This window comes from Pseudomonas reactans, from assembly GCF_013387025.1.
GTDB classification, from domain to species: Bacteria; Pseudomonadota; Gammaproteobacteria; order Pseudomonadales; family Pseudomonadaceae; genus Aquipseudomonas; species Aquipseudomonas reactans.
This window is the reverse complement of sequence record NZ_JACAQP010000014.1, coordinates 197,562-203,664: the sequence shown is the minus strand read 5'-3', so window position 1 is coordinate 203,664 and position 6,103 is coordinate 197,562. Positions and strand designations below refer to the sequence as shown.

Sequence of the window (6,103 nt, the reverse complement as noted above, 5' to 3'; positions counted from 1 at the left end):
GCTCCCACATTTTTGACCGAGTACACATTGGTTCAAGGCTGGCTCAGAAATCCTTGCAAAGGCGCAGGGCGTCATAGATCGCAGCATGGGTATTACGCTGCGCCACACAGTCACCAATGCGGAACAGCAAGTACCCATCCCCCGCCTCGCTCAGGCAGGGCTGCGGCTTGATCGCGAACAAGGCTTCGACGTCGATCTGGCCCTTGTTGCGCGAGCCCTCTTTGAGTGCGTAGTAGATGGCCTCATCCGGGCGCACGCCGTTTTCGACGACCACCTGGTCCACCACCCGCTCCTCTTTGGCGCCGGTGTATTCGTTCTCCAGCACCGCCACCAGCTTGTCGCCTTCGCGGTAGACCTTTTCCAGCATCATGTCGCCGGTCATGATCACTTCTTTCGGGTACATGCTGCGGTAGTAGGTCGGGAACGACGTACCACCGATGGCCACGCCCGGCTTGATGTCGTCAGTGACGATCTCAACCTGGCTGCCTTTGTCCGCGAGGAAATCCGCCACCGACATGCCGGTGAATTCGCAGATGGTGTCGTACACCAGCACGTTCTTGCCCGGCGCGACTTTGCCGTCGAGCACGTCCCAACTGCTGACGACCAAGCCTTCGGCCGCGCCCCAGTGTTCGTTCTGCTCAACGTTCGGATGCCCGCCCACCGCCAGCACCACTACATCCGGACGCACGTCCAGGATAGTGTCGGCATCAGCGGCCACGCCCAAACGCAGGTCGACCTTCAACCGCGCCAGTTCCAGCTGGTACCAGCGGGTGATACCGGCGATCTGGTCACGCTGCGGCGCTTTGGACGCCGTGGTGATCTGCCCGCCAATAAACTCTTTCTTTTCGAACAAGGTCACGTCGTGGCCGCGCTCGGCCGCCACGCGTGCAGCCTCCATCCCGGCCGGGCCGGCACCGACCACCACAACCTTGCGTTTGACGCCGGTGGTTTTTTCGATGATGTGTGGCACACCCATGTATTCACGGGAGGTCGCGGCGTTCTGGATGCACAACACATCCAGGCCCTGGTACTGGCGGTCGATGCAATAGTTGGCGCCGACGCACTGCTTGATCTGGTCGATCTGGCCCATCTTGATCTTGGCGATCAAGTGCGGGTCGGCGATGTGCGCACGGGTCATGCCGACCATGTCCACATAACCGCCTTCCAGAATGCGCGTGGCCTGGTTCGGGTCCTTGATGTTCTGCGCGTGCAGCACCGGAACCTTGACCACTTCCTTGATGCCGGCCGCCAAGTGCAGGAACGGCTCCGGTGGATAACTCATGTTGGGGATCACGTTGGCCAGGGTGTTGTGCGTGTCGCAACCCGAGCCCACCACGCCGATGAAGTCCAGCATGCCGGTGTCGTCGTAATACTTGGCGATCTGCTTCATGTCCTCATGGGACAGGCCGTCCGGGTGGAACTCGTCACCGCACAGGCGCATGCCTACGCAGAAGTCGTCACCGACCTCGGCGCGTACGGCTTTCAATACTTCCAGGCCGAACTTCATGCGGCCTTCGAAGGTGCCGCCCCACTCGTCAGTACGCTTGTTGACCCGCGGGCTCCAGAACTGGTCGATCATGTGCTGGTGCACGGCGGACAGTTCCACACCGTCCAGGCCGCCAGCCTTGGCGCGTTTGGCGGCGCTGGCGTAATTACCGATCACGCGCCAGATTTCTTCCGGCTCGATGGTCTTGCAGGTCGCACGGTGCACCGGCTCACGCACGCCGGACGGCGACATCAGCGTCGGCCAGTTGAAGCCGTCCCAACGCGAGCGACGGCCCATGTGGGTAATCTGGATCATGATCTTGGCGCCATGCTTGTGCATGGCGTCGGCCAGGTTCTGGAAGTGCGGGATGATGCGGTCGGTGGACAGGTTGACCGAACTCCACCATTCCTGCGGGCTGTCGATAGCCACAACCGAGGAACCGCCGCAGATCGCCAGGCCGATGCCGCCCTTGGCTTTCTCTTCGTAGTACTTCACATAGCGGTCAGTGGTCATGCCGCCGTCGGTCGCGTAGACCTCGGCGTGGGCGGTGCTGAGCACGCGGTTGCGGATGGTCAGTTTGCCGATCTGGATCGGCTGGAACATTGCTTCGAAAGCCATGGCACGGTCCTCGGCTTACAACGGCTTGACGGTGAACAGGCCGTCATCGTGGCCCTCTTCGGAGCCTCCGTAGACTTGTTCGGCGACAGTGCGGATCTGGCTGCCGCGGGCTTGCAGAATCTGGTCCATGGCGCCGGCAAACCAGCCAGTGAACATGTAGTCGACTTTGCGCCCAACCTTGCCGTACACGTACACAAACGCGGAGTGTTCCAGCTTGACGCTGCAGGTGCCCTTGTCGAGGTCGATGTCCTGGATCTTGAACAGGCCCCAGCCGCGTTGCGACAGGCGCTTCATGTAGTGCTCGAACACCGCGACGCCTTCCAGGCCGTGGCATTCGGCTTCTTTTTCACACCAGTGCCAGGCGGACTTGTAGCCAGCCTTATAGAGGATTTCGGCGTAGGCATCGGCGCCCAGCACTTCTTCGATACCGATGTGGTTGTTGACGAAGAAATGGCGCGGCACGTACAGCATCGGCAGGGCGTCGGAGGTCCAGACACCGGTTTCGCTGTCGACTTCGATAGGCAATTGCGGGGCGATCTTGGCCATGGAAACTTAACTCCAGAAAAATTCTTGTTAATGCCCCCGGCGCGAACGGCCGGGGGGAAAAGATGCGTTGGCGGTGGCTTATTCGCCCCAGACGTCTTTCAAGACGTTGACCCAGTTTTCGCCCATGATCTTGCGTACCACGCGCTCGGGGTGGCCGCGCTTGAGCAGGGTCTCGGTGAGGTTGGGGAACTCGCCCACGGTGCGGATGCCCAGCGGGTTGATGATCTTGCCGAAGCTGGTCAGGCGGCGGGCGTAGCCCTTGTCATGGGTCAGCATTTCGAAGAAATCCTGGCCATGGCCCTGAGTGAAGTCAGTGCCGATGCCGATAGCGTCTTCGCCGACGATGTTCATGGTGTATTCGATGGCTTCGGCATAGTCGTCGATGGTCGAATCGATGCCCTTGGCCAGGAACGGCGCGAACATGGTCACGCCAACAAAACCACCGTGGTCGGCAATGAACTTGAGTTCTTCATCGGACTTGTTGCGCGGGTGCTCTTTAAGGCCGGACGGCAGGCAGTGGGAGTAGCACACAGGCTTTTTCGATTCGAGGATGACTTCTTCGGAAGTCTTGGAACCGACATGGGACAGGTCGCACATGATGCCGACGCGGTTCATCTCAGCAACGATTTCACGGCCGAAACCCGACAGGCCGCCGTCGCGCTCGTAGCAACCGGTGCCGACCAGGTTCTGGGTGTTGTAGCACATCTGCACCACACCGACGCCGAGTTGCTTGAAGATCTCGACATAGCCGAGCTGGTCTTCAAAGGCATGGGCGTTCTGGAAGCCGAAGATGATGCCGGTCTTGCCTTGTTCCTTGGCACGGCGGATGTCGGCGGTGGTTTTCACCGGGATCACCAGGTCGCTGTTTTCACGGATCAGGGTCTGGCTGGCCACGATATTGTTGATGGTGGCCTGGAACCCTTCCCACACCGACACGGTGCAGTTGGCGGCAGTGAGACCGCCTTTGCGCATGTCCTCGAACAGGTCGCGGTTCCACTTGGCAATAATCAGCCCGTCGATAACGATGCTGTCGGCGTGCAATTCGGCTGGGCTCATCAGGCGTCCCCTTATTGGCGATTCATGCGCCGAATCGTCTGCCGGCGCTTTGGGGCCAGCATATGCCCAGGGGCCGACAGAGCCGGGTGCAAAAACGACAGGGGAATTGCCGAAAGCGTCAATCCGCGACAAAGGCTGCTATGACGCGTCTGACTGGCGACTGTTCTTTGTCTTACGCTTGAGCCAGAATTCCCGCATCACCTGATATGAGACGGCGCAATGAAATCGATTTTCCTGGCTTTGGCACTCATCGCAACCGGCGTCCACGCGGCCGAAGACACCGACAGCACGCCGTGCGACGGCATTGAAAACGACAAGCAAACGCTGGAATGCGCCTCTTACAACAAAACCACCGCCGAACAACTGCTCAAGGACAACTATCAAGGTCTGCTGGAACGCATGGCTTCGACCTATGGCAGCGACAAGACCAAGCTGGCGGACATTACCGCTCGTCTGAAGGATGCCCAGCAGAAGTGGGAAAAATTACGGGATGCCGATTGCGCCGTGGACACCTTCCCGGCGGTGAACGGCACCAAGGCGTATGCGATTGCGCAGAATGATTGTCTGGCACGAATGAGTGATGAGCGGTCGGAGTTTTTGGAGTCGATCGGGCAGGAATAAACGACAATCACCGCCACTTTTCTCTGAACCAAGGCTATTCATGACTATTTGCGGCATCGAAATCAAAGGCAGCGAAGCCATCATCGCCGTCGCCCTCCTGGACAACCAGGCGTTAAGCCACGTTGCCCTGGCCACCAAGAAAATCGCCCTTGAAGACGACGATGAAGCGGCCAACGTCAAAGCCTTCGCCGCTCAAGTGAAGGCGTTTGTGCAGGAAAACGGCATCACCCGTATCGCCATCAAGAAGCGCAGCAAGAAAGGTGAATTCGCCGGTGGCCCGACCACGTTCAAGATTGAAGGGGTGTTTCAGTTGCTGGACGGTGTTGAAGTGACGCTGCTGTCGCCGCAGACCATCAATGCGCAGAACAAGAAGCACAACTTTGATCTGCCAGCGACGCTGAATAAGTACCAACACGAAGCCTACAAAGCGGCGTGCTCGGCCCTGTTAAAGAAATAAGCCACACACAACCCTTGTAGGAGCCGGCTGCCGGCGATAGAGGTGTGTCAGCCAACAGATACAGGGCTGACTGGACGCCATCGCCGGCAAGCCGGCTCCTACAGTGTTGTGGCGTTTTTGCGTTTTTGCCGCAACCAGTCACCAAAGGTCTTGTCCTCTAGGGCATACCCTCCCCGGCTCGACTTCCACACCAGTTCCTTGTCACGCAGGGCATCGATGCAAGCCTGAATCGTCTGGGTACCTGGCACCACATCGCTGCCCATGTCTTCCAGCGCTTTGCTGACCGCCGTGAGGGTGCTGTCGGTGAACGGCGCGAACGGTTCGTTCGTTTGCGAGCGCTCCACCATCACCTCCAGCACGGCACGCTGGGGAATAGTGAGCGTGTTCCAGGCGCTTTCGAATTCGGTCCACACACCTGCGCGCAACAGTTCGGCGCGGCTGTGCAGCAGTTGACCCAAATTGCTCGCCTCGCCCAACTCCAGCGCCACTTCTCCAATGATGGTACGCAGCATCTCGGGGCGACGGCCAACCAGCTCAAAAGCCTCATCAATATCGTCCGCGCTGAATTGGTTGGTTTTCGCCAAGTGCGCATTGAGGTGCGCGGTATAGGCTTGTGTGAACGCCTTACCCAGCAGCGGAAACGGCGTGATGCTGGAGCCGAAGAATGGTTGGCTTTTACCCAGAACCAAATGGGCCAACTTGTCACGATTGGAGCCGGTGAACACCAGATGCAAACCGCTGCCGTCCTCGTCACGCCCTTGGTTGAGTTGGTCCCGGGCGGCCTTCAGCGCAAACATCGCATTGATGCCTGAATCGCTGGTCAAGGCGTGCTGCGCCTCATCAATCACCAGGACGACGGTTTTTTCCGCCGCGTGATGCAGCAGTTCCAAGGCCTGGGTCAACGTCGCGCCGACGGGCAATTGAGGCTTGCTGAAGTCCCAGGACAGCGTGCGCAGAAAGCTCAGTTTCTCGATCCCAAGGTTCTTGGCGAGCTTGCGAATGCCCTTTTCATAGGGCACCAGCGCTGCGGCAATGGCGTTTGCAATCAACTCCGCGGGGTCTTTTTCTTTGTCAGCCCACAGATCGACGTACACCGCCAGCCACCCGCGAAGCTGACACTCCGGGATCAGGTCTTCGCGCAAAAAAGTACTTTTGCCCGTGCGACGCGGCGCCGCGAGAAATAGGCCAGAGGTGAAATCCTGGATACCGGCCCCCACCAGACCATCGGCAATACTGGTTGCCAGCGTAGGACGGCGGAATACAAAGCCGCTGTGCTTGGACATGGTTTTATACTCAATTATGGAAATGACTATAAATTA

At 59.0% G+C, this 6,103-nt stretch carries 6 protein-coding genes; 2 read left to right on the top strand and 4 right to left on the bottom strand.

What is annotated here, in order from left to right:
* Window positions 1-43: 43 nt before the first annotated feature.
* The 3 genes from dgcA to HX793_RS17685 all read right to left on the bottom strand — a co-directional run bounded on the left by dgcA (window position 44) and on the right by HX793_RS17685 (window position 3,706).
* Complete coding sequence (gene dgcA, locus HX793_RS17695) at window positions 44-2,104, bottom strand: dimethylglycine demethylation protein DgcA (RefSeq protein WP_016977794.1); 2,061 nt, start codon at window positions 2,102-2,104, stop codon at window positions 44-46.
* Window positions 2,105-2,119: 15 nt separating this feature from the next.
* On the bottom strand, window positions 2,120-2,650 hold the full coding sequence (locus tag HX793_RS17690; protein ID WP_033898043.1) for a DUF5943 domain-containing protein: 531 nt from the start codon (window positions 2,648-2,650) through the stop codon (window positions 2,120-2,122).
* A gap of 78 nt (window positions 2,651-2,728) precedes the next feature.
* The gene (locus tag HX793_RS17685) at window positions 2,729-3,706 is read right to left on the bottom strand and encodes a dipeptidase (protein ID WP_005792153.1); all 978 of its coding nucleotides are present in this window, start codon (window positions 3,704-3,706) and stop codon (window positions 2,729-2,731) included.
* Between the two features lie 219 nt (window positions 3,707-3,925).
* Between HX793_RS17685 and HX793_RS17680 the strand changes: the two genes are divergently transcribed.
* Window positions 3,926-4,327, top strand: coding sequence for a lysozyme inhibitor LprI family protein (locus HX793_RS17680; protein ID WP_016977792.1), 402 nt, complete (start codon window positions 3,926-3,928; stop codon window positions 4,325-4,327).
* 40 nt (window positions 4,328-4,367) lie between these two features.
* Entirely contained in the window at window positions 4,368-4,784 is a 417-nt protein-coding gene (locus HX793_RS17675) for a DUF3010 family protein (RefSeq protein ID WP_177094323.1), read from the top strand.
* 98 nt (window positions 4,785-4,882) lie between these two features.
* On the opposite strand, the gene HX793_RS17670 is transcribed toward HX793_RS17675, so the two are convergent.
* Window positions 4,883-6,067, bottom strand: a complete 1,185-nt coding sequence (locus HX793_RS17670) for an AAA family ATPase (RefSeq protein ID WP_177094321.1) — start codon at window positions 6,065-6,067, stop codon at window positions 4,883-4,885.
* Between the last annotated feature and the right edge of the window lie 36 nt (window positions 6,068-6,103).

Bases quoted from the DNA above. Each gene is read 5' to 3' on its own strand.
- HX793_RS17685 (WP_005792153.1), bottom strand. From the start codon at position 3,706: ATGAGCCCAGCCGAATTGCACGCCGACAGCATCGTTATCGACGGGCTG.
- HX793_RS17690 (WP_033898043.1), bottom strand. From the start codon at position 2,650: ATGGCCAAGATCGCCCCGCAATTGCCTATCGAAGTCGACAGCGAAACC.
- HX793_RS17670 (WP_177094321.1), bottom strand. From the start codon at position 6,067: ATGTCCAAGCACAGCGGCTTTGTATTCCGCCGTCCTACGCTGGCAACC.
- HX793_RS17675 (WP_177094323.1), top strand. From the start codon at position 4,368: ATGACTATTTGCGGCATCGAAATCAAAGGCAGCGAAGCCATCATCGCC.
- dgcA (WP_016977794.1), bottom strand. From the start codon at position 2,104: ATGGCTTTCGAAGCAATGTTCCAGCCGATCCAGATCGGCAAACTGACC.
- HX793_RS17680 (WP_016977792.1), top strand. From the start codon at position 3,926: ATGAAATCGATTTTCCTGGCTTTGGCACTCATCGCAACCGGCGTCCAC.